We start from the raw sequence: 21353 nt of genomic DNA, 5'->3' as shown, positions 1-21353 counted from the left end.
GACCCAGCGGCCACGGACCCAGCGGCCGCGGACCCGGCGACTGCGACCGACCGGGCCGCCCCGACCGGCACGCGCAGCGCCACGGCTCTCCGCGCGGTCACGGCAGCCCTCGTCGCCGCCGACGCCGCGGTGGTCGCCGCGCACGAGGCGTGGCTGCAGGCGGAGGCGGCGGCCGCTGCCGAGGCCGCCCGGCCGACCACCCCACCGTCGTCGAAGCCGTCCGCCGGTGCCGCCGCGCCGTCGTGCGACACCACCTACACCGGCCCGCCGTTCTACACCTCGCCCGCCACGGCCGGCGGCGACGGGTCGAACGGCAGGCTGCCCCCGGAGTCGCTCAGCGCGATCTCGTGGGACGTCGACCCCCGCGGGACGCCGTACTACCTGACCAACGCGGCGGCGGCGGCGCTGGAGCGTCTGAACGGCGCGTTCCGCGCGCAGTTCGGGCACGACCTGGACCTCGACCTGACGTACCGCGACTACGACACGCAGGTGGCGATGCGGGACGCGCTCGGGTCGGTCGCCGCCACGCCGGGGACGTCGTCGCACGGCACGGGCAGGGCGCTCGACGTGCCGGAGCTGCCGTGCGAGTACGGCTGGGACACCCCGCAGCGCGACTGGCTGGTGAGCAACGGCCCCGCGTACGGGTGGGCGTCCCCGTCGTGGGCGGGCCGGAACGGCTCCAACCCGGAGTACTGGCACTTCGAGTACCGGGGCTGAGCTGTCAGGTCGGGGGCCGGACGGCCTCGGCGCTCGACGGCACGGTGAGCAGCGCGATCACCGCGCCGCCCGCGAGCAGCCCGGCGCACGCGAACATCGCCACGCTGTTGGCCGACTCCAGGGCGGCAGGGTCGGTCAGCGACGACCCGACGCCCGCGACCAGCGGCAGCACCGCGATGGCCAGGAGCCCGGCCACGCGCGCGACGGCGTTGTTGACGCCGCTGGCCACTCCGGCCAGGTGGTCGGGCGCTGCCGCGAGGGCGGTCGTCGTGAGCGGGGCGACGGTCGCGGACAGGCMGAGCCCGAACACGACGACCCCCGGCAGGACGTGCGTGAGGTAGGGGGAGCCGGGTCCGATCCCGGCGAGCATGACCGCTCCGACGGCGCACACGAGCGGGCCGACCGTCATCGGGATCTTCGGGCCCATGATCGTGCTCAGCGCACCTGCCCGCGGGGACAGCAGCAGCATGAGCACGGTGACGGGCAGCGGGGCCAGGCCGGCGGCGAGCGGCGAGTAGCCGGCGACCACCTGCAGGGTCACGACGAGGAAGAAGAACAAGCCGGAGATCGCCGCGTAGATCAGCAGCGTCGCGGCGTTGGTGCCCGCGAACGGCCGCCACCGGAACAGCGCGGGCGGCAGCAAGGGAGCGGTGGCGCGGGACTCGACGACGACGAACGCCACCATCGCGAGGACCCCGAGCGCCAGGCTGCCCAGCACGAGGGCGTCGGGGGTGCCGCGCTCGGTCCAGATCGTGAAGCCGTAGGTCAGGCCGGCCAGCCCGAGGGCGCCCAGGACCGTGCCGGCGATGTCGAGCTTCTTCACGGCCGTCGGGTCCGCGCTCTCCGGCACGTGCCGCACCGAGACCCACACGACGACGGCGGCCAGCGGCAGGTTGATGCCGAAGATCCACCGCCAGGTGGTGACCTCGACGATCCAGCCGCCGAGGAACGGCGCCACCGCTCCCGCGATGCCGCCGAGGCCGGACCAGGCACCGATCGCGCGCCCGCGGTCCGTGCCGCTGAACGTGGCCTGGATGATCGCCAGCGACCCCGGCGTCAGCAGCGCCCCACCGATGCCCTGGAACGCGCGCGAGGCGTTGAGTACGCCGATGGTCGGCGCGACCGCGCAGAGCAGTGACGCCACGGCGAACCAGACCACCCCGACCAGGAACACCCGGCGTCGCCCGAAGCGGTCCCCGAGCGAGCCGCCCAGCAGCAGGAACGCGGCGAGCGTCAGGGCGTAGGCGTTGACGGTCCACTGCAGGTCCGCGGTGCTGGCGTCGAGGTCCTCGGCGATCGTCGGGAGCGCGATCGTCACCACCGTCGCGTCGATGAACGCGATCGCGGAACCGAGGACGGTCGCGAACAGGATCCAGCGGCCCCGCGCGGAGGCGTAGACGATGCCCGCGGGCTCAGCGGGGGCGGTCACGGTCCTTGCTCGGCTGCACGCGCTTGGGCTCGCCGGGCATCTTCGGGTACTCCGGCGGGTAGGGCAGGTCGCCCTCTCCCTCCTCGTGCTCCTGCCGCTCGGCCAGCTCCAGGAGCGAGTCGATGGAGCCGCGTGGCGCCGCGTGGCCCACGAGCGCGGCGAACAGGTCGCCGACCTCCGCGAACCGGGCGGGCATCGTCGTCACGTCGAAGTCGTTCGGGTGCACGTCCGCCACCTCGTCCCAGCGCAGCGGCGCGGAGACGGTGGCGCGCGGGTTGGTGCGGATCGAGTACGCGGAGGCGATGGTGCGGTCGCGGGCCATCTGGTTGTAGTCGACGAAGATCTTCTGGCCGCGCTCCTCCTTCCACCACTTCATGGTGACCTCGGCGGGCATCCGTCGTTCCAGCTCCCGACCGAGCGCGATGGTGGCCCGGCGGGCCTCGACGAACGACCAGCGCGGTTCGATGGGCACGAAGATGTGGATGCCGCGACCGCCGGACGTCTTCGGGGTGCCCTCCAGGCCGTGCTCCGCCAGCAGCTCCCGCACTCGGGGTGCCACGCGCGCGGCGTCGTCGAAGTCCGTGCCGGGCTGCGGGTCCAGGTCGATGCGCAGCTGGTCGGGGGAGTCCACGTCGTCGCCGAGCACGGGCCACGGGTGGAACGTGAGGGTGCCCAGGTTGGCGGCCCAGGCGACGACGGCCAGCTCGCTGGGCGCCACCTCGTCCGCCGTCCGGCCGCTGGGGAACGTGATCCGTGCGGTCCGCACGTACTCCGGGGCACCCTGCGGGACGCGCTTCTGGTAGAACGCGTCGCCCGTCGAGTCCATCCGGGTGGCCAGCTTGGCGCCCTCGAACACGCCCTTCGGCCAGCGCTCCAGGGTGGTCGGCCGGTCCAGCAGGGCACCGAGGATGCCGTCGCCGACGGACACGAAGTACTGCACGACGTCGAGCTTGGTGAGCCCGCGCTCCGGGAAGTAGACCTTGTCCGGGCTGCTGACCCGCACGGTCCGGCCGCGCACCTCGAGCTCGACGGCGGGGGTCTTCGACGGCGACATGACCCTCAACCTAGGGGCTCGTCGGGAAGCCTGCCCAGGTCAACCGGCACCGATCAACCCCCGCTGGTGGGCGACCGACACGGCCTCCGCGCGGCCCGAGACACCCAGCTTGGCCAGCAGGTTGGAGATGTGCACGGACACGGTCTTGGCGGAGATGAAGAGCTTCTCGCCGATCTGCCGGTTGGACAGACCCTGCGCGACGAGCGCGAGCACCTCGGCCTCCCGCGCGGTCAGCACGTCGACGCCGCCGAGCCGGACACCCGGCAGGTCCAGCCGGCCGCGCCGCGCCAGCCCGCGGACGGCGGTCGCCAGCGGGACGGCGCCCATCGCGTCCGCGTCGGTCAGCGCGAGGCCGGCCTCGTCGCGTGCGGCGTCGCGGTCGCCCGACTCCAGCAGCGCCTCCGCGAGCCGGAACCGGCTGCGCGCCACCTCGTAGCGGTACCCGAAGCCGAACTCCGCGACGGTCGCGCGCCACAGCGCGACGTCGTTGATCCCGGTGAGCCGGGAGTGCTCGGCGTGCGCGCGCGCCAGCCACGCCCGCCCCTCGGGGCCCAGCCGACCGCCGCGCGGCCGACCGCGCTCGGCCGTCGTCCGCGCACGCTCCAGCAGCCTGTCGCCCAGCGCCAGCCGCTCGGACACGTCCCGGCCCAGCAGCCGCTCCTGCGCGGCCGCGTCGGCCAGGGCGCTCAGGGCCAGCGCCACCAGCCAGATGCCGCCCAGGAAGTAGTCGGACCACGCGCGCCACAGGTGCTCCAGCAGCCGCAGGGCCAGCGCGATCGCCTCGTCGAGCTCCCCGCGCCACGTGTGCGCGTCGATGGTGCAGCCGCCCGCGAGCAGGGCGATGAGCCCGTCGCGGGACCACCGGGGCTCCAGGGCGTAGCCGCGCTCGACCGTGTCGGCGTCCCCGCGGGCCGCGGCGCCGTACAGGCCCACCGCGATCAGCGTGTCCGCCAGCTCGTCCGGGACCGCGCCGATCGTGGTCGGCGTGAGGTCGCCCGAGACGTACCGGATGAGGTGCGTGAACATGTGGAGCTCGACCCCGTAGACGCTCCACGCCATGCCCAGCGCCCGGGCCCGCTCGACGCCGTCGGCCGTCACCTGAGTGGCCCCTGCCAGGTCCCCCGCGTAGTACCGGTTGCTCGCCAGGTTGTACATGGTCCGCAGCTCGGTGGCGTAGTCGCAGGCCTCCCGGGCGCGGGCGAGCGCGCTGCGCAGCAGCTCGGCGGCGCGCTTCTCGTCGTCCACGACGAGCACCGCCAGGGTGGTCAGCGCGTCGGACTCCGCGTCGGCCGCCCCGACCTCCCGCGCGAGCTCGACCGCGCGGGTCGCGCTCGCCTCGGCCTCCGCGTCGAGGTCCGCGTTCAGGGCACCGCGCGCGTAGGTGGCCAGCGCCCACGCGCGGGCGGGCGTCGCGGTGTCGGGAAGGTCCGCCAGCGCCCGCGACGACTGCTCCAGCGCGTCGTGCACGCTCTCCACGCCCAGCAGGTACCGCGCGAGCCCGGTGCGCAGGCCGGCCTGCCGGGGGACGTCGGACGCGGTCTCCTCGACGGCGGCGCGCGCGAGCTGGACCGCCCGGTCCACCTGCCCGGCGCTGCTCGCGGCCGCGGCGGCGGAGACCAGCACGTCGATGTGGTCCGTGCCGAGGGTCGCGGTGACCTCCGGGACGGCCTCCCACAGCCGCAGCACGACCTCCAGGTGCCGCAGCTCCTCCGCCGGGGCGAGCACCTCGTGCGCCTGGCCGGCCGCGTCGAGCGACGCGCGCAGCGCCATCGGCAGGTCCGGGGCGCGCAGCGCGTGCGAGGCCAGCTGCGACGACGGTCCCAGCGTCGGGTCGTCGCGGAGCACGCGCAGGTAGGCGCGGTGCAGCGACGACTGCTCCCCGGGGAGCTGGTCGGCGTACACGGCCTCGGCCAGCAGCGCGTGCCGGAACGCGATGAGCTCGTCCTCGCCGACCAGCACGTGGTGCGCGACGGCCTCCCGCAGCGCCGTGTCCATCGCGCCTGGGGCGGTCAGCTGCGCGTCCCCGTCCGCCGCGACAGCCGCGCGCAGCAGGGGCTCGGACACCCGCCGACCTGCCGCCGACGCGATGCGGGCCAGCCGCTGGACGGTCGGGTCGAGCAGCTCGAGGCGTGCGCGCAGGACGTCCGCGAGGGACCACGGCAGCTCGTCCGCCTCGGCGCCGGCCTCCAGGAGCTCCTCCGCGAAGTACGCGTTGCCCTCGGACCGGTCGATGACCCGGCGCAGCGTGGACTCCGTCAGCGGGGTGCCGCTCAGCGCCGTGGTGAACTCGCGGAGCTCGTCGTCGGTGAACGGCGACAGGTCCAGCCGCTCGACCCGGGGGTGCCGGCTGAGCTCCGTCGCGACAGGCCGCCACGGGTGACGCCGGTGCAGGTCGTCCGTGCGGTAGCTGGCGACGACGAGCAGGTGCTGGTCGCGCAGCCGCGACACCAGGAAGCGCAGCACGTCGCGGCTGGACGCGTCCGCCCAGTGCAGGTCCTCCAGGACCAGCAGGAGCGGGTGCCCGGGTCGGCCGACCGCGCCGAGCACCTCGACCAGCCCGTCGAAGAGCTGGAGCCGGTTCGACTGGTCGTCCGGGGCGGCCCCGCCGGACGGCCCGGGCAGCAGCCGCGCGAGCGCGGGACGGTTGGTGACGACCGCGCCGACGGCCTCGGGGTCGAGCGCGTACAGCTGGGACAGCGCCTCCGCGAACGGCAGGTACGGCAGGCCGATCTCGCCGAGGTCGACGCAGTGCGCCACGACGACCCGCGCCCCGGACGCGTCCGCCAGCTCCGCGACGTGCCGCAGCAGGCGGGTCTTGCCGACGCCCGCGTCCGCGCCGATCAGCACCGTCGAGGGCTCGCCGACGCCCGCGCGCTGCAGCGCCAGCGTGAGCTGGTCGACCTGCTGCGCGCGGGCGACGAAGGGTGTGCTCATCGAGCCACGTGCCATGACTCCGATCCTCGCAGCAGCCACCCACGCGCCGCACTCACCAACGGGTGCGTGGGCTGGACGGGACGCAGCGAGCCGTCCGGGCGGGCGGCCGCCGCGAGTGCCGACGCGGAGCCGGGCTCGTGCGTCGTGGCCGCCACCAGGTCGTCGTGGTCACCCCCGCGGGAGTCGTGCGTGTCCCCGTACGGGGTGTGGCGCAGCGCCGTGAACAGGCGCTCGTGACGGTAGGCGAGCTCGGCGTCGAGGCCAGGTCCCCAGAAGTCAGCCATGGTGTCCTCCTCATGAACGCCGGACGATCTGCCCGGCTCTCGTTGACAAGGACGACTGTCGTCGTGAGGCGGGGGTCTGCGGATCGGACGGTCGACGGGTCCTGGGCAGCGGGTGGTGCTGAGGATCGTCTGAGCGCGGTCACGGGGCGTCTGAGGTGGCCCCGTGATCATCTGAGGTACCTCAGATGACCGGAGCCGGGCCGCGGTGCACGATGGGCGCATGGGACTCGTGCAGGTCGCCCAGCGCGCGCAGGACCTCGACCGTGCCGCGGCGTTCTACGCCGACCTCCTCGGCCGCCCGCCGACCGCGCGCTTCGACCCGCCGGGCCTGCTGTTCTTCGACCTCGACGGCGTCCGGCTGCTGCTCGACGCGGGTGCCCCGTCCGCGCTGCTCTACCTGCGGGTCGACGACGTCGCCGCGACGGTCGAGCGGCTGCGCGCGCAGGGCGTCGTCGTGGAGTCCGAGCCGCACGTGATCTTCCGCCACGAGGACGACACGCTCGGTCCGGCCGGCACGGACGAGCAGCACGCGTTCGTCCGGGACTCCGAGGGCAACCTCGTGGGTCTGGTGCAGCTGGGCTGAGCCCGGGTGGACCCGTTCACCCGGACGCGCCCGTGGTCCCCCCAAGCAGGAACGGACCAGGTCGGGCACGCTTGACGGGTGGGCGATGTGCGAGATCTCCGGAGTGCGAAGAGTGCGCGTCGACGTGACGCGCACATCATCGACGACGAGCTGGTCGTGGATGCCGAGCGCTCCGCCCCGCGGGCGGCACGGCACTGGGTGATGCGGACCATCGCCGGTGCCGGGGTCGGCGGGGCGTCGAACCAGGTGGTGGAGCTCCTCACGGGCGAGCTGGTGTCCAACGCGGTGGTGCACGGCCCCGACGCGGGGGCGGTGCGCGTCCAGGTGCGGATCGACGGTGACGTCGTCCGGGTGGGTGTCCGCGACAGCGGAGGCGGTACCCCGACGGTCGGGCACCCCGAGCCGACCGCACCGAGCGGCCGCGGGCTGGCGCTCGTCGAGGCGCTGTCGTCGGACTGGGGCACCGAGGTCCATCCCGACGGCAAGACGGTCTGGTTCGAGGTCCGCACCGACGAGTGAGCGCCTCCCGCGCCGACACGCCCGGGATGTCCGAGTGTGTCGAATCCCGCACCGCGGGCCGTCGGACCCTGCTCAGCGTGCTCGCGGAACCATTCGTACAGCCCTGGCCTGCAGTTCCACGATGCACGCGCGGCCCGTGCGGCGTAGTTTCGGGGGCGGACGACCGGGAGCGAGGGGCAACGACACCATGAGTGACCATGGGGACGGCAGCGAGGGCACGAGCACGTCGACGACGACGACGCGACTGCCCGACATCCGGGCCGAGGTGCGCGACGACGGCACCGGCGAGATCTCGATCGACGGCGTCATCGAGCGGGTGCGGATGGCGAACCTCGCCGAGGCCGGGGCGGCGATCACGACCCGGATCGCGGCGCTGGCGGAGTCCGTCGGCCGGCCCGTGCCGGTCCAGGTGCGTGACCCCGACGGGGTGTGGTCGCTCCTGATCCACGCCGACGGTCTCGTCGACGAGGCGCCCGGTGCGCTGGACGACCAGCCCCCGACCMCGGACGACGCCGGCGCGGACGCCTCCGACGACGCCCCCGCGGAACCCAGCCCGAAGGCCGCGAGCGCCGCGCCCAGCACCGAGCGGCCGACGCCGACGCTGCCGGCCACCGCCTCGCTCACCGCCCCTGCGCCGCCGGCGGCGGCCGCGGACGCGTCCACGCCCGCAGAGGCGCCCGCACCGGAGCCCTCGGGACCGGCCAGCGGTGCCACGCCGACCGCGACCCGCGGACCTGCGGCGACGCGTGCGACGACCGCCCGGGCACAGGACGCCGCACCGGCCGCGGCCCCGTCGTCCCCGGAGCCCGTCAGCGCGGACGCCCGGCCGGCGACGCCTCCGTCGGGTCCCGCCCAGCCGCTCCCGACCCTCGACGACCTGCTCGCCGCACGGCACCCGGCCGCAGCCGGAGGTCCGGCGGAGCACGGCTGGCAGGCGGGGATCCGACGGCTCACGTTCGGTGCCGTCTCCCCAGGTCCCGGTCGCGACGAGCGCCGCCGACGGATCGCCGCGGCCTCGGTGCGGCGGACGCTGGACGGCCCGAAGACGATCGTGGTCATCAATCCCAAGGGCGGCGCCCACAAGACGACCGCGACCATGCTGCTGGCCGCGACGTTCGGGCTCCAGCGCGGCGGGTACACGCTCGCGTGGGACAACAACGAGACGCGCGGGACGCTCGGCTGGCGCTCCTCGCACGCCGACCACACCCGCACCGCCGTCGACCTCCTGAACGCGCTGCCCGCGCTGGGACCCGCGGGCGCCGTCCGCATCGGGGACCTCGACGGGTTCGTGCGCACGCAGCCCAGCGAGCAGTTCGACGTCCTGGCGTCCGACGAGAACTCCGCGTCGGCGTCGTCGGTCGACGCGGACTCCTTCACGTCGCTGCACCAGGTGCTCTCGCGGTTCTACCGGGTCCTCGTCATCGACACCGGCAACAACATGCGCGCCTCGAACTGGCAGGCCGCCGTCGGCGCGGCCGACCAGATCGTCGTCGTCTCCACGGTGCGCGAGGACACCGCGCAGTCGGCCGCCTGGGCGCTCGACGCGCTGCGCGCCACCGGGCACGACGAGGCCGTCCGGGGCGCGGTCACCGTGCTGTCCGCCCCGGAGCCGAAGGTCGACAAGGACCTGCAGAAGCGGCTCCGGTCCCACTTCGGGGCGCTCACCCGGGCCGTGATCGACGTGCCGCACGACAAGGCGCTCGTCGCGGGCGGACCCATCGACTACGACGCGCTGAGCACGACGACGCGCGACGCCTGGCTCCGCGTCACCGCCGTGGTCGCCGACGGCCTCTGACCCCGGCAGGGGTTCGCCGCCGTGGCGGTGGCGAGGGTCGGGGAAACTTCGTTCGTCGCTGCGTGCAAGATCGGGCGTGCTCGCCACAGAGTGCAGGTGAGAGCGTTCGGCCGACCACGAGCAGGGGAGCACTGTGCCGTTGACACCGAGCACGCCCGACAGCGACACCGTCCGCGTGCCGGACGGCGCGTCGGTGCGGGATGACGGCACAGTGGACGGCATGGCCGACGCCGAGAGCACGTCGCACGACGCCGCCTGGTTCGAGGCGCTCGTGCGTGCGCACGCCCCCGCCGTGCACCGGTTCGTCGTCCGGCGTGCCGGGCGCGACGAGGCGGAGGACCTCGCGGCCGACGTCCTGACCGTGGCCTGGCGTCGTCGCGCGGACGTCCCGGACGGCGCCGAGCTGCCCTGGCTGTACCGCACCGCCGGGTTCGTCGTCGCCAACCACCGCCGCAAGGGGCGGCCCGTCCCCGTCGGCGACGTGCCGGAGGAGGTCGACTCCGACGACCCGGCCGTCCGCGCGATCCAGGAGGAGCGCGTCCGCGAGGTGCTCGCCGTGCTGAGCCCTCGCGACCGGGAGATCCTCCTGCTGAACGCGTGGGAGGGCCTGTCGGGCGACGCGCTCGCGCAGGTGCTCGAGATCAGCCGCGGCGGAGCCGACGCCGCCCTGAGCCGTGCCCGCGCCCGCCTCCGCGAGGCGTGGGCGACCGCGGAGGCCTGACCTACGGTCCGGTCGCGGTCGCCGATGTCGTCGGACGTTCCCCGACGGCCCGGTGCAAGGGGCGGGCTCGTGAGGACACATCAGGGGTAGAGGCAACCCCGAACCAGGAGGCAGGACCGTGGACGACCGCACCGAGCACGAGAAGGCAGCCGACAGCGCCCCCGACGTCGCGTTCGCGCAGCTGCAGGCGGCGGACCCCGCCGCGGGCGTGGACCCGAACCTGCCCGCGCTCTACACGGCGGTGTCGGACCGGACGGGGGTCGCCGTCACGGCACCCGGTGACGAGCTCGCGGCCCGCCGCTCGCGCCGCCCGGCGCGCTGGCTCCAGGTCGCCGCGGTGGTCGCGGGCGTGGCGGTCGTCGGCGCCGGCAGCTACGCGTACGGCCTGAACAGCGCCCCGGAGACCGTGACCGCCGCGCCGCCCATCACGCTGGACCAGGGTGCTGGGCGCGACGCGGTGGCTCCGGAGACGGCACCGATGACCGGTGGTGGCGCAGTCAGCATGGCCGCAGCCGACTCCAAGCTGATGTACCCGTGGTGGGGCGGACGKACGGTGTTCACGGCGAGCGGGCTGTCGGACGAGGGCGGTGCGGGCGAGGCGTGGGGGTTCGACGCGGCCGGCACGTTCTCGGAGGCGACGGTCGCGTCGGCGGCTGCGGCGCTCGGGGTGTCCGGGCAGCCGCGGCTCGAGTACGGCTCGTGGTCGGTCGGCCCGAACGACGGCACGGGTGCGTCCGTGTCGCTGTCGCCGGACGGTCTCGCGAGCCTGTCCTACTACGACCCGACGCGGGACCCGTGGAACTGCGTGAGGTCGGCGCCGGACTCCATCGGGACACCCGCGGAGGACGCTGCCGAGGGCGCCGTCGCGGTGCCCGAGCCCGCGATCGTCGACCCCCCGGCGGACTGCAGCACCGACGCGGCCGCCCCGACGGGCGACGCGGCGATCGCCCAGGCCACGGACGTGCTGACGTCCGTCGGCGTCGACCCCGCGGGCTACCAGTTCACCGCCTCGACGGACCCGGGCAGCGTCCAGGTCACCAACGTCACGGCCAGCCAGGTCCTCGACGACCAGCAGACCGGGGTCACGGCCAACGTCACGCTCGTCGCCGACGGGGTGCAGTCGCTGTACGTGCCACTGGCGCCGCTGGTGGAGCTGGGCAGCTACGACACCGTCAGCCCGACCGAGGCCGTGGCCCGGCTGGGCGACCCGCGGTTCGGTGCGACGGGCGGCGGTGGCGTGATGCCGCTGGCGGCCGAGGGCGCGCGCATGGACGACTCCGTCACGTCGGAGCCCACCGAGCCGACCGTCCCCGCGACCCCGACCGCCGGCAGCCCTCTGGCGTGGCCGGTGCAGGAGGTCACGCTGGTCTCGGCCCGCCTGGGCGTCGCACTGACAACGCTGCCGACGGGGGCGTCGGTGCTGGTGCCGACGTACGAGCTCGCCGACGCCGACGGCACGACGTGKAGCGTGATCGCGGTGGTCGACGACCAGCTGGACTTCTCCGCAGTGGGCTGACACCTCCGGAGAACAGCACGAAGGCCGGCCGACGTCGGAGGGACGTCGACCGGCCTTCGTCACGCCGGACGATCCACCGACAACCCGACGCCGTCGTCCTGCCAGACAGGACGAGGTCGTCGGACTGTCCCCTCCTGCTGACAGACTCGTCGGCATGGCCGAACGCATCGAGAAGCTGCTCCTGCTCGACACCGCCTCGCTGTACTTCCGGGCGTACTTCGGGGTGCCCGACTCGGTGAAGGCGCCGGACGGGACGCCGGTCAACGCGGTGCGCGGGCTGCTCGACATGATCGCGACGCTCGTCACCACGCACCGCCCGACGCGGCTCGTCATGTGCTGGGACGACGACTGGCGCCCGCAGTTCCGGGTGGACGCGATCCCGTCGTACAAGGCGCACCGGGTGGCCGTGGAGGTGCCCGGCACGACGGGCGCCGAGGAGGTCCCGGACACCCTGGCGCCGCAGGTGCCGATCATCGTCGAGGTCCTGAAGGCGCTCGGCATCACGCGGGTGGGCGTGCCGGGCTACGAGGCCGACGACGTCATCGGCACGCTGGTCGCACGCGAGGTGGCGAAGAAGGACCCGGCCGCGGTCGAGGTCATCACGGGGGACCGGGACCTGTTCCAGCTGGTCGACGACACCGTCCCGGTGCGGGTGCTCTACACGATCCGCGGCATCCGGGACCTGACGACGATCGACCAGTCGGTGCTCCAAGAGAAGTACGGGGTCCCGTCGGGGCCGGCGTACGCGGACATGGCCGTGCTGCGCGGCGACCCGAGCGACGGCCTGCCGGGCGTGCCGGGGATCGGGGAGAAGACGGCCGCGCAGCTCATCCACCGGTACGGCTCGCTGGTGGGGATCCTGGCTGCGCGCGACGCCGGGGACCCCGGGCTGACGGCGACGCAGAAGAGGCGTCTGGTGGAGTCGGCGGACTACCTGACGGTGGCTCCGGCGGTCGTCCGGGTGGCTCCCGACGCACCCGTGGGCGACATCGACGACCGCTTGCCGCACGTGGTCGCGGACGCCGACGGGCTCGTCGCGCTCGCGGAGAGGTGGGGTCTGTCGTCGAGCGTGAAGCGTGTGGTGGACGCGCTCGCCCTGGGCTGACGGCGTCACCCGCGCGGGTGAACTAGGCCGAACGGGTGGAAGTCGGGCGTATCAGACAGGGGCACCTGCCCTCCTGGCCTGACGTGGTTACCGACCAGTAGCCACGTCCAGCCGGGGACCGCGCCGGCGCAGCGCCCCAACCGGGGTGCCGACCGGAAAGGTACGACCATGCCCACCCTCACGGCCACCACGCAACACAGCCCGGACAACACGTTCATCCACCACGCGACCACGACCACGACGACGCCGTCGGTCGTCGACCGGGCGGTCGGCGGCCTCGCGACGGTCCTGACGCGCCACTCGATCACCGCGCTGCGGATCAGTCTCGGCCTGGTCTTCCTCGGCTTCGGCGTCCTGAAGTTCTTCCCCGGCATGAGCCCCGCCGCGGAGCTGGCCGAGCGGACCATCGGCACGCTGACGTTCGGGCTCGTCGGCCCGACGGCCGCGCTGCTGCTCACCGCGGTCATGGAGACCGTCATCGGGCTCACCCTGGTCACGGGGCTGTTCCTGCGCACCGGCCTGGTGATCCTGGCCGGGGCGTTCGTCGGCATCCTGTCGCCGCTGGTGCTCTTCTTCGGCGAGCTGTTCCCGGCCGGCGGGCCGACCCTGACGGGTCAGTACGTGCTGAAGGACATCGTGCTCGTCGCCGCGGCCGCGGTCGTCGGAGCCGCGGCGCTCGGTGCGCGCCTGCGTCTGCCCGCGTGAGTCCTCAGTCGTTCACGAAGACGTCGGGGCCCGCCTCGCGCCAGCCGCTCGCGGCGGCCGGGGCGGACCCCGACGTCGCGACCACGAGCAGGGTCTCGTCCACGGCGACCCGGGCGGCCGGGGTGGGCGGCGCGCAGGTGAGCGCGGACAGCTCGCCGGGCTGCACGGTCACGACGCAGAGCGAGCCGGCGGACCCGACCGCGGCGTAGTGCCGGCCCGTGGACGTCTCGGCCAGGAACCGGGTGGAGTGCCGGTCGACGCGCAGGTCGTCCAGCTCGTCCGACGTCAGCCGGTCCTGCGCGGTCTGCTCGGCGGCGAACTGGGGCAGGAGCGTCGACGCGTCGACGGAGGTGTCGGCGAGCAGCGGACCGCCCCGCGCCCACATGAACCCCGCGGCCACCAGGAGCGCGGCCGCCACCATCACCACCGGGGTCACGAGCGCCGGGCGACGACGCGAGCTCCCGACGCTGCGGAAGTCGTGGAACGCCTCGGAGAACAGGTCCGTGTCGTCGAACGTCGTCATGCGGACACATCGGTCGATCCCGCCGCGAGCGTGAGCACCTGTGTACCGAATGACCCCGTTCGGGCGAGTGCCGCTGGTCGTCCCGTCGTCCGGGGCACGGCAGAATCACTGTCCGTGATCACGGTCAGCACGGACGGCTCCTGCCTGCGCAACCCCGGCGGCGCCATCGGGTGGGCCTGGGCCAACCATGACGGGACCAGCGGCAGCGGCGGGCACGCGTCGGGGACCAACCAGATCGCCGAGCTCATGGCGGTGCTCGAGGCCATCCGCTCGCACCCCGGAGACCAGCCCCTGGTGATCCAGGCCGACTCCCAGTACGCCATCAAGTGCTCGTCGGAGTGGGTGGCCGGGTGGAAGCGCAAGGGCTGGCGGACGGCCGGCGGCGGGCCCGTGCAGAACCTCGCGCTGATCCAGTCGATCGAGGCAGCCATCGCGGAGCGGCCCGGCGCGGTCACGTTCGTCTGGGTGCGCGGGCACCAGGGGGACGAGTTCAACGAGCGTGCCGACGAGCTCGCGGGCATCGCCGCCCGGGGTGTCCGCGACGGTGCGCCGGTCGTCGTGGTGGAGCCTGTGCCGGACGTTCTCTTCTAGGAGCTGAGCCGGTGGACGATCAGGAGCGTGAGGCGAGGGTCGGCCGCGTCGTGACGTGGTCCCTCCTGACGGTCCTGGCCGTCGCCGCGGTCGGCGGGCTGGAGCTGTGGCCGCTGACCGCGTTCCGGCTGTTCAGCGAGGTCAGGACCGCGGACCAGTCCAGGCTGGAGCTGGTCGCCGAGCACCTCGACGGGACCGAGGAGCCGCTGCTGGTCGACGAGACRAACCCGGTCCTGGTCACCACCGACCGGCAGTACCCGGACCTCCGGGGACAGTCCGAGCAGGTCCAGCGCGAGAAGGTCCTGGCCTGGCTCGCGGTGTCGGGCGTGGACCCGGCGACGGTCGACTCCGTGCGGCTGGACCGGATCGCCCGGGAGTACGACGTGAGCACGCACGGGTGGCTCGACGGCGACCGGACGACGATCGTGGACGTCGACCTGTGAGGCGGCTCTGGACGCGGGTCGACGAGCGGCTGGTCGCGCCCGGGCCGGGGTTCCGGGTGGCCGAGATCCAGATCCTCCTGGCGGTGGTCATCGCGCTGCGCCTGGCGACGCGCGACTGGACCCAGGTCGCCGGACGCCCCGCTGCCCTCCGCGACGGGCTGACGGTGATGAGCTGGTACACCGGCACCCCGGCACCGTGGGCGCTCGTCGCGGTCCAGGTCATCGGGCTCGCGTGCGCCGTGCTGGTCGTCGCGCAGCGGCGTCCGCACCTGGCGTTCGTCGGGCTGTGGACCGCGTACACGGCGCTGACGGCGCTGTGGGGCAGCTCCGGGAAGGTCATGCACAACGACGTGCTGACGGTCCTGGTGGCGTCGGTCTTCCTGTTCGCGTCGAGCCCGCCCCGCGACGGCTGGTCCGACGTCCGCGTCCGCTACGGGTGGCCGCCGCGTACCGCGCTCGCGGTCCTGGGGCTGGTCTACGTCGTCTCCGGAGCGCAGAAGCTGGTGCACAGCGGGCCGGAGTGGGTGTTCAGCGACAACATGACGTGGATCCTGCGCCTGGGACTCTCGGCACACCTGTCGGGCGGGACCGAGCCGGTGGGGCAGGACCTCGCCCAGACGGTGGCGCAGTACGGGTGGCTGAGCATGGGGCTGGCCGGTGGCGCGCTGCTGCTCGAGCTGACCGCACCGGTGTGGCTCGCGGTCCGCCGCCTGCGGATCCCGTTCGTCGTGTCCGTGACGCTGATGCACGGCAGCATCTGGTTGTTCATCGGGCTGGACTACTCCGCGTGGCCCTTGACGGTCGCGGCGGTCGCGGTGCCCATGGCGCTCGCGCCGGACCGCGCGCTGTGGCGACGGCCCCGTGTCGTCAGTGCGGCTGCTGCGCCCCGGCGATGATCTCGAGCGCGCCGGCCGACGCCTCCTCGACGTACTGCGCGACCCAGCCGACGGGGGCCTGACCCCACGACGCGGAGACGGCGCCCACCGGGAACACGACCAGGTCGACCTGCGGGTGGGTCAGGACCATCTCGGGCGCTCCGTCGCTGGGGGCCGCGCCCCACAGGAGCCCGGGCACGCGCTGCGCGACGAGGTCACCGAGCGAGACGCCGAACGCGTGCACGAGCGACTCCGGGTCCGTGCGGTCGCGCTCGTCGGCCTGCAGCCAGATGGCCTGCACGCGGTCGAAGAGGTCACCCAGCGACTGCGTGTCGACGGTGCCCGCGCACAGGCCCGAGATGATCTCGCGGTGCTGAGCGGCCCACACCTGTTCGGCGGCGTTGAGGGGCTCGACCTGGACCGAGCGGCTCTCGTCGGCGGGCGCGTGGGGGTGCGGCACCACCTGTCCGTCGGACGGCCTCGCTGCGCGTCTGAACAATCCCATGCCTCTCTATCGACGCCGGCGGCCCGGCGCTTGAACCTGAGATCTCCCGCGTCGCCCGGTCGGCGCTCATGGTCCCCACGGGCAACCGACCGGGACGGGAGCGACGAGGGCCGCGCCGACCCGGAGGTCGACGCGGCCCACGTCAGCTGATCCGGAGGCTCAGCGCTTCACCGTCAGCGTGTGCGCGGCGACCGTCGGCAGGTAGCCGCCGTTCCCCGCGTAGTACGCGATGACGACGCCCGACCGCTGCGCCGCCGGCAGGGTCACCGTGGCGGTGCCGTTGCTGAGCGGCACGGTCGCCACCCGCTGCAGACCCACCGTGACGGTCACCGACCCGGTCGGCACCGGGGTGCCGGAGAGCGCGATGGTGACCTTCGCCTTCGCGCCCTTGGCCACGGTCCAGGAGTCCGCCGTCAGCGTCGCCTTGGTCGTCGCGGGGGTCACCCGGTACGACCGCTGCGTCTGCGAGCCCGTGACGTCCGCGCTGCCCGCGTACACGGCGGTCAGCTGGTGCGTCCCGGCGGCGAGGTCCGCGGGGAGGGCGATCGTCGCGGTGCCCTTGAGGCCGTTCACGACGAGCTCACCGGTGCCGAGGACCTTGCCCTTCTCCTTGATCTCGACGGTGCCCGTCGGAGCCGCCGAGGCGCCCGTGACGACGACCGTGGCCGTGGTGACCGTCCCGAACGGAGCCGAGTTCTTCGACAGCGTGAGGGCCGACGTCGAACCCGACTTCTTGATGTCGACCGGGACGACCGCCGACGTGGACGGCGCGTACAGCCCGCTGTCCGGGGTGAAGGTCGCGCTCAGGGAGTGCGCTCCCGCCCCGAGCTTCACCTTCGCGGTCGCCGTGCCGCCCGTGACGGCCGCCGAGCCGATCTCGGTCTGCCCGTCGAGGAACGACACGGTGCCGGTGGCCTCCGCCGGGGCGACGGTCGCCGTGAGCGTGAGCTCCTGGCCGGCCTTCTTCCCGCCCGTGACGGCGAGCGTCGTGGTCGTCGGCGTCGCCGCCGGGACCGTGACGTCCACCAGCTGCACCCGGGAGACCGGGTCGGCGTTCTGGTGCTGGAACACCAGCAGCTGTCCGTCGGCCGCACCCGCACCCTTGTGGACCGGGATGACGGCGCCGTCGGCCCCGAGCGTGGAGAACGTGCCCGGGATGTCGTTGTCGAACCAGAACGGCGGGTCGTACGGGTTCACCGTGAACGAGTCGGCCGTGTCCAGCACGCCCGAGTCGGCCGCCGCGTAGCTGGACACCGTGTAGACGTCGATCGTCGGGGTGGACCCGACGGGGATGCCCGCCCAGTCGAGACCGATCGGGGCGACCAGGACGTTGCTGTCGAACACGCCCGAGTCGATGGTCCCGGAGAACCCGTTGATGAGCTGCACGTCCAGGTTCTCGCCGGTGTTGTAGTCGAACGTCGCGGCGATCGTGACGTCGGCGTCGTCGTTGTACTTCTGGACGACCGTCTCCAGGTCGTAGGCGCCGTCGCCGTCGATGTCGATGTCGATCACCGGGAGGACGTAGCGGCCCAGGGTGGCCCACTCGGCGTCGGTCGCGATGCCGATGCCCAGCAGGCCCGTGGTCGGGTCGCCGCCCTCGGCCGCGATCGCGGGCGCCGTCGACGCCCAGCCCACGTACCGGATGTCACCGGCGGCGGTCGCCGACGGCGAGGTGACGAACCCCGGGACGGTCTCGAGCTTGGGGCTCGTGGCGCCGAGGTTCAGCGGGGTGGTCAGCGAGTACCAGCCACCCGACGCCACACCGCGACCGGAGATCGCGAGGTCCGCCGTCGCCGCGGCGGCGTCGGCGAAGGCGACCGGGGAGGCCGTGAGGTCGGAGACCAGCCGCGGAGCCGCCTGCAGCGGGACCCGCAGCTGCGACGCGCCGGAGGTCAGGACCAGGCGGCCCGAGACCTCGGAGACGTAGTCGCGCGGCACGCCGGCCTGGACCGCGGCCGAGGTCGGGTCGAGCTGACGCTGGAGCGTCACCGGGTCGGCCGTGAGCGTGAGGGTCACGACCGCGGACTTCCCGGGCGCCAGGGTGATCGACGCCGGGGTGGCCGTGATGGTGGCGCCCCCCGCCTTCGACGAGCTCGACACCGAGGTGGTGTACCGCTGGCTCGTCGAGCCGAAGTTCTTCACCGTGACGGTCTTCTTGGCGACGACCGTGCTGTCGCCGACCGGCACGACACCCCAGGTGACCGAGGTCTGCTCGGGGTCCTGCGTGTTGTAGGCGATGACGTTGGTGTTGACCGCGTCGAACGCGTCGACGCGACCCGAGCCGACGCGCTCCGGACCGTAGGCCGTGCCCGTGCCGCCCGGACCCGTCCAGATGTCGTGCGTCGCGGTGTTCACCACGGCGGCCTTGACCTGCTCGGCCTCCCAGCTGGGGTGGGCCGACCGGACCAGGGCGGCGATGCCCGCGACGTGCGGGCTCGACATCGACGTGCCGGACAGGGAGTTCGGCTCGTTGCCGGCGCCCGAGGCGGCGGACAGGATCTGCGTGCCGGGAGCGGCGACGTCAGGCTTGCCGTGGCCCAGGGAGCCGTGCACGCCGCGCGACGAGCCTGAGTTGAGCATGTCGCCCGCGATGTCCTCGACGACCGTGCCGGCCAGGCCGGGGCCGATGTGGACGGTGAGCGTGCCGGCCTGGATCTCCGGGAGCAGCAGGTCCGTGGTGGCGGCGGTCATCTGGAAGCCGGGGATCGCGGCGTTGCCGGAGATGCCGGCGGCGAACGGGGTGTTCTCCGTGGGCAGCAGCACGCCGACCGCACCGGCGGCCGTCGCGTTGTTGAACCGGACGGCAGAGCCGCAGCGGCGGGCGGTGTCGTCGTCGTTCCACMAGAGGTAGGCGACCTTGCCGGCGACGGCGGCCGCCTGGGCCGCGGTGAACGCGGTGCAGCCGTCGAAGTTGGCGCCGGGGTTGCCGACGGGTGCGGTGACGTCGGCGCCGCCGTAGGCGACCGAGTTCTGGCCCGAGTGGATGCCGACGAGGGCCGGGTCGGCGGCCGCGGTGACCTCGACGCCGTCGTACGTCTGCGGGGCGCCGACGGAGTTCGCGACGGTCAGGGCGCTCGCGGCGTTGCCCGGGCTGCCGCCGATGTCGGTGATGTCACCGGCGTTGCCGGACGCGATCACCATGACGGTGCCGAGCGCCGTCAGGGCGTCGATCAGCAGGTTGTCCGGGTCGTCGGCGGGGGAGCCGTCGCTGCCGAGCGACATGTTGACCACGTCGAGCCGGTCGCTCAGGTCGCCGTCCGCGTTCGGGTCCGCCGCGCGGTCGAGGGCGAGCGACGTCAGGTTCGTCGAGCCGCCGATGTCACCGAACACCTTGAGCGCGAAGATGCCCGCGCCGGGTGCGGTGCCGGGGCCGACGAGCCAGTCGGAGACGTTGGTCAGGCCGCTGTAGTCGCCGTCGAACGTCGTCCCGTCCGGCGTCACGCCGTAGCCGGCGGCGGTGCCGGACACGTGCGTGCCGTGGCCGCTGTTGTCCGACAGGTAGGTGTTGTCGATCGGGTTCTCGTCGGGCGCCGGCACGGGGGTCGCACCCTCGATGTCGTCGCTCGCGCTGTAGAGGGCGCCGGCGAAGTCGTAGCCGCCGATGTACTTTGCCGGGTCGTAGAAGCCGTCGGGGACCGGGCCGGAGCCGTCCTCGCCGTAGGCCTCCTCGTACGCCTCGACCGTGCCGGGGCCGCCGAAGTCGGCGTGGGTGTAGTCGAGCCCGGTGTCGATGACGCCGATGCGGACGCCCTCACCGGTCTGGCCCGTGTCCTGCCACACCTTCAGCGCCCGCGTGAACTCGACGTTGTGCGCGTTCGTGGCGGTCTTCGGGGTCACGCGGTAGACCGCGACCACCTCGGGGGAGTCGGCCAGCGCCCGGACCTGCGCGGCGTCGCCCGTGACCAGCGTGCCCGCGACGAGGTTGGTGAGCGTCGCGATCTGCTTCGGTGCGGCGGAGGTGGCCGAGCGGGCGGTGACCTGCTGGGGGACGACCTCGTCGGCGAGCGCCTCGGTGTCGGCGGCCGCCTCCTTGACCTCGGCGGGGGTACCGCCGTCGGCCGTGACCTCGCTGCCGGACTTCGCGTCGAGCTGCACGAAGGCCGTGACGGTGCCCGTGGCCCCGACCAGGTCGCGGGCGAGCTTGGCGTCGAGCCGCCCGGCGATGTCGCGCGAGCTCCCCGCGGTCGGGCCGTCCGTCGGCGGTGGTGCCGCCGAGGCGCCGCCGGCGCCGAGTAACGCGGTGGTGACCGCGACGGACAAGGCGGTGACGGCGGCGAGGACGGGTCGACGTGGCATGTGCGCATCCCTGGCTTCGAGGAGGACCGACTGCGTGCACCGGAGCGTGACGGTAGTCACACGCAGGCGTACGCCCGGTGCACGTTACTGGCAGGTACGGCATTCGTCACCTTCTGGCGAATTGGACGCTTCGCGAGGTGCGTCCGCCGTCGTCAGCGCAGCGGGACGAAGGTGTAGGAGCCGTGCGTGGTGACACGTGCCTGGCCTGCGACGCGCTCCACGAGGTGCATGGTCGAGCGGACCGGGATCACCAGCCGGCCCCCCTCGGCGAGCTGCTCGACGAGCACCGTCGGCAGGGACCGCGGCGACGCCGACACGAGGATCCGGTCCCACCCGCCGTCCACCGGCCGGCCGAGCGCGCCGGGGGACGCCGGCTCGATCCGCGCCCACGGCAGCCCGCACGCGTCGAGGTTCGACGCACCCCACACCGCGAGCTCCGGGTCCAGCTCGAGCCCCAGCACCACCCCGTCCGGGCCGACGAGCCGACCGAGCAGCGCCGTCGTCCAGCCCGAGCCGGAGCCGACGTCCAGGACGCGCGCGCCGACGGGCACCTGCAGCAGCCGCAGCATCGCCGCGACGGTGCTCGGCTGCGAGCTGGTCTGCCCGTTCCACAGCGGCAGCGGCCGGTCCTCGTGCGCGCGGGGACGCTGCTCCGCGGGCAGGAACCCCTCGCGGGCGAGCACCCGCATCGCGTCCGCCACGTCGGCGGCGCGCGCGGGGTCTGCACGTTCGCGCATGCGTCGAGCCTACGATCGGCG

Annotated in this window: 19 protein-coding genes; 11 read left to right on the top strand and 8 right to left on the bottom strand. The window is 73.9% G+C overall.

Annotated features, from left to right (window positions below; genetic code table 11):
- Window positions 1–717, top strand: a 717-nt coding sequence (locus ACXJKF_RS06055) for a M15 family metallopeptidase (RefSeq protein ID WP_456786826.1), incomplete at its 5' end; no start/stop codon positions are given.
- Window positions 718–721: 4 nt separating this feature from the next.
- On the opposite strand, the gene ACXJKF_RS06050 is transcribed toward ACXJKF_RS06055, so the two are convergent.
- From ACXJKF_RS06050 to ACXJKF_RS06035, 4 genes are read right to left on the bottom strand one after another with little or no spacing between them, the layout of a single operon-like run.
- Window positions 722–2146 carry a DHA2 family efflux MFS transporter permease subunit gene (locus ACXJKF_RS06050; protein ID WP_456786825.1) on the bottom strand — a complete coding sequence of 475 codons (1425 nt, stop codon included), beginning with the start codon at window positions 2144–2146 and terminating at the stop codon, window positions 722–724.
- Complete coding sequence (gene ligD, locus ACXJKF_RS06045; RefSeq protein ID WP_456786824.1) at window positions 2130–3200, bottom strand: non-homologous end-joining DNA ligase; 1071 nt, start codon at window positions 3198–3200, stop codon at window positions 2130–2132. Before ligD ends, ACXJKF_RS06050 begins: the two co-directional genes overlap by 17 nt.
- Before the next feature lie 39 nt (window positions 3201–3239).
- Window positions 3240–6134, bottom strand: a complete 2895-nt coding sequence (locus tag ACXJKF_RS06040; protein ID WP_456786823.1) for a helix-turn-helix transcriptional regulator — start codon at window positions 6132–6134, stop codon at window positions 3240–3242.
- Complete coding sequence (locus tag ACXJKF_RS06035; protein ID WP_456786822.1) at window positions 6131–6418, bottom strand: hypothetical protein; 288 nt, start codon at window positions 6416–6418, stop codon at window positions 6131–6133. The genes ACXJKF_RS06040 and ACXJKF_RS06035 overlap by 4 nt, the downstream gene beginning before the upstream one ends.
- A gap of 220 nt (window positions 6419–6638) precedes the next feature.
- On the opposite strand from ACXJKF_RS06035, the gene ACXJKF_RS06030 reads away from it, so the two are divergent.
- From ACXJKF_RS06030 to ACXJKF_RS06000, 7 genes are all read left to right on the top strand, one after another.
- A complete protein-coding gene (locus tag ACXJKF_RS06030; RefSeq protein ID WP_456786821.1) occupies window positions 6639–7001 on the top strand; it encodes a VOC family protein in 363 nt (120 codons plus the stop codon).
- A gap of 156 nt (window positions 7002–7157) precedes the next feature.
- Window positions 7158–7520 (top strand): ATP-binding protein, encoded by a 363-nt coding sequence (locus ACXJKF_RS06025; RefSeq protein WP_456786820.1) that lies wholly within the window; start codon window positions 7158–7160, stop codon window positions 7518–7520.
- Between the two features lie 187 nt (window positions 7521–7707).
- Window positions 7708–9315, top strand: coding sequence for a chromosome partitioning protein (locus ACXJKF_RS06020; RefSeq protein ID WP_456786819.1), 1608 nt, complete (start codon window positions 7708–7710; stop codon window positions 9313–9315).
- Between the two features lie 220 nt (window positions 9316–9535).
- On the top strand, window positions 9536–10036 hold the full coding sequence (locus ACXJKF_RS06015; RefSeq protein ID WP_456786818.1) for an RNA polymerase sigma factor: 501 nt from the start codon (window positions 9536–9538) through the stop codon (window positions 10034–10036).
- Between the two features lie 118 nt (window positions 10037–10154).
- A complete protein-coding gene (locus ACXJKF_RS06010; protein ID WP_456786817.1) occupies window positions 10155–11552 on the top strand; it encodes a hypothetical protein in 1398 nt (465 codons plus the stop codon).
- Between the two features lie 154 nt (window positions 11553–11706).
- On the top strand, window positions 11707–12657 hold the full coding sequence (locus ACXJKF_RS06005) for a 5'-3' exonuclease (RefSeq protein WP_456786816.1): 951 nt from the start codon (window positions 11707–11709) through the stop codon (window positions 12655–12657).
- A 168-nt stretch (window positions 12658–12825) separates the two neighbouring features.
- Window positions 12826–13362, top strand: coding sequence for a DoxX family membrane protein (locus ACXJKF_RS06000; RefSeq protein WP_456786815.1), 537 nt, complete (start codon window positions 12826–12828; stop codon window positions 13360–13362).
- A 4-nt stretch (window positions 13363–13366) separates the two neighbouring features.
- On the opposite strand, the gene ACXJKF_RS05995 is transcribed toward ACXJKF_RS06000, so the two are convergent.
- The gene (locus ACXJKF_RS05995) at window positions 13367–13885 is read right to left on the bottom strand and encodes a hypothetical protein (RefSeq protein ID WP_456786814.1); all 519 of its coding nucleotides are present in this window, start codon (window positions 13883–13885) and stop codon (window positions 13367–13369) included.
- 114 nt (window positions 13886–13999) lie between these two features.
- Between ACXJKF_RS05995 and ACXJKF_RS05990 the strand changes: the two genes are divergently transcribed.
- From ACXJKF_RS05990 to ACXJKF_RS05980, 3 genes are read left to right on the top strand one after another with little or no spacing between them, the layout of a single operon-like run.
- Window positions 14000–14476 (top strand): ribonuclease H family protein, encoded by a 477-nt coding sequence (locus tag ACXJKF_RS05990; RefSeq protein WP_456786813.1) that lies wholly within the window; start codon window positions 14000–14002, stop codon window positions 14474–14476.
- Window positions 14477–14526: 50 nt separating this feature from the next.
- Window positions 14527–14919, top strand: coding sequence for a hypothetical protein (locus tag ACXJKF_RS05985; protein ID WP_456786812.1), 393 nt, complete (start codon window positions 14527–14529; stop codon window positions 14917–14919).
- Window positions 14916–15815: a hypothetical protein gene (locus tag ACXJKF_RS05980; RefSeq protein WP_456786811.1), complete on the top strand. Its 900-nt coding sequence runs from the start codon at window positions 14916–14918 to the stop codon at window positions 15813–15815. Before ACXJKF_RS05985 ends, ACXJKF_RS05980 begins: the two co-directional genes overlap by 4 nt.
- On the opposite strand, the gene ACXJKF_RS05975 is transcribed toward ACXJKF_RS05980, so the two are convergent.
- From ACXJKF_RS05975 to ACXJKF_RS05965, 3 genes are all read right to left on the bottom strand, one after another.
- Window positions 15787–16254 (bottom strand): DUF3806 domain-containing protein, encoded by a 468-nt coding sequence (locus ACXJKF_RS05975; RefSeq protein ID WP_456786810.1) that lies wholly within the window; start codon window positions 16252–16254, stop codon window positions 15787–15789. The two genes, ACXJKF_RS05980 and ACXJKF_RS05975, sit on opposite strands and share 29 nt — an antisense overlap.
- A gap of 204 nt (window positions 16255–16458) precedes the next feature.
- A complete protein-coding gene (locus ACXJKF_RS05970) occupies window positions 16459–20595 on the bottom strand; it encodes a S8 family serine peptidase (RefSeq protein ID WP_456786809.1) in 4137 nt (1378 codons plus the stop codon).
- A 152-nt stretch (window positions 20596–20747) separates the two neighbouring features.
- Window positions 20748–21332 (bottom strand): protein-L-isoaspartate O-methyltransferase family protein, encoded by a 585-nt coding sequence (locus ACXJKF_RS05965; protein WP_456786808.1) that lies wholly within the window; start codon window positions 21330–21332, stop codon window positions 20748–20750.
- Window positions 21333–21353 lie beyond the last annotated feature (21 nt).

The sequence above is a fragment of the Cellulomonas sp. P5_C5 genome (assembly GCF_054049655.1).
Note: the sequence above shows the minus strand (reverse complement) of the source record. Positions and strands in the feature narration are given on the sequence as shown.

Excerpts from the sequence above, each read along its gene's own strand:
- ACXJKF_RS06015 (WP_456786818.1), top strand. The coding sequence starts at position 9,536 with ATGGCCGACGCCGAGAGCACGTCGCACGACGCCGCCTGGTTCGAGGCG.
- ACXJKF_RS05965 (WP_456786808.1), bottom strand. The coding sequence starts at position 21,332 with ATGCGCGAACGTGCAGACCCCGCGCGCGCCGCCGACGTGGCGGACGCG.
- ACXJKF_RS06005 (WP_456786816.1), top strand. The coding sequence starts at position 11,707 with ATGGCCGAACGCATCGAGAAGCTGCTCCTGCTCGACACCGCCTCGCTG.
- ACXJKF_RS06035 (WP_456786822.1), bottom strand. The coding sequence starts at position 6,418 with ATGGCTGACTTCTGGGGACCTGGCCTCGACGCCGAGCTCGCCTACCGT.
- ACXJKF_RS06000 (WP_456786815.1), top strand. The coding sequence starts at position 12,826 with ATGCCCACCCTCACGGCCACCACGCAACACAGCCCGGACAACACGTTC.
- ACXJKF_RS05995 (WP_456786814.1), bottom strand. The coding sequence starts at position 13,885 with ATGACGACGTTCGACGACACGGACCTGTTCTCCGAGGCGTTCCACGAC.
- ACXJKF_RS06030 (WP_456786821.1), top strand. The coding sequence starts at position 6,639 with ATGGGACTCGTGCAGGTCGCCCAGCGCGCGCAGGACCTCGACCGTGCC.
- ligD (WP_456786824.1), bottom strand. The coding sequence starts at position 3,200 with ATGTCGCCGTCGAAGACCCCCGCCGTCGAGCTCGAGGTGCGCGGCCGG.
- ACXJKF_RS06040 (WP_456786823.1), bottom strand. The coding sequence starts at position 6,134 with ATGAGCACACCCTTCGTCGCCCGCGCGCAGCAGGTCGACCAGCTCACG.